Here is a 668-nt window from a genome sequence, read left to right on the forward strand (position 1 = left end):
AGGTATCAGCGTGCGTGAAGCCTTCGAACAGGAGCGCAGGCAACTGATCGGATTGCCGGATAATCCCTATCCGAGCGACGAACGTCTTGAAGTGAGTGTCGGCAAGACCCCGTATGTTCGCTTTGATCTCAATGACTACAGTGTGCCGCACACACAGGTCCGACGCGCCTTGACGGTGCTGGCCTCACCGAACCAGGTGCGGGTACTGGCAGGCACTGAGGTGATCGCCGAACACCCACGCGCCTATGGCAAGGGCGAGCAGATCGAAGACCCAGCCCATCTCGATGCGCTGGTCAGCGCCAAACGCGCCGCACGTCATCATCGCGGCCAGGATCGACTGGCACAGGCCGCCCCGTCCAGTCGTACGCTGTTACAACAGGCCGCACACCGCGGCACCCCGTTGTCGCGTGCCACCGCCGAGCTGGTGCAACTGCTCGATGACTACGGCGCGGACGAACTTGAGCAGGCCATCGCCGAGGCGCTCAACAACGCTGTACCCCATCCCAGCGGGGTGCGGCAAGTCCTCGAACGCCGGCGTGAGCTACACGATCGACCACCACCGATCACGCTGACGCTGCCCGACAATGATAAGGCGCGCAACATCGTTGTGCGTGCGCCTTCGCTGGCGCTCTATGACCAACTCAACCCCGATACCGATGATGACCCTG

The 668-nt window shown here is 62.6% G+C and carries 1 protein-coding gene; it reads left to right on the top strand.

The annotated features are described in order from the left end of the window. Positions 1-10: 10 nt before the first annotated feature. A partial coding sequence (locus O9K64_RS23490) for a Mu transposase domain-containing protein (protein WP_420493194.1) occupies positions 11-668 on the top strand: 658 nt, incomplete at its 3' end.

The sequence above is a fragment of the Sedimenticola hydrogenitrophicus genome, from assembly GCF_029017505.1.
Lineage (GTDB): Bacteria > Pseudomonadota > Gammaproteobacteria > Chromatiales > Chromatiaceae > Sedimenticola > Sedimenticola hydrogenitrophicus_A.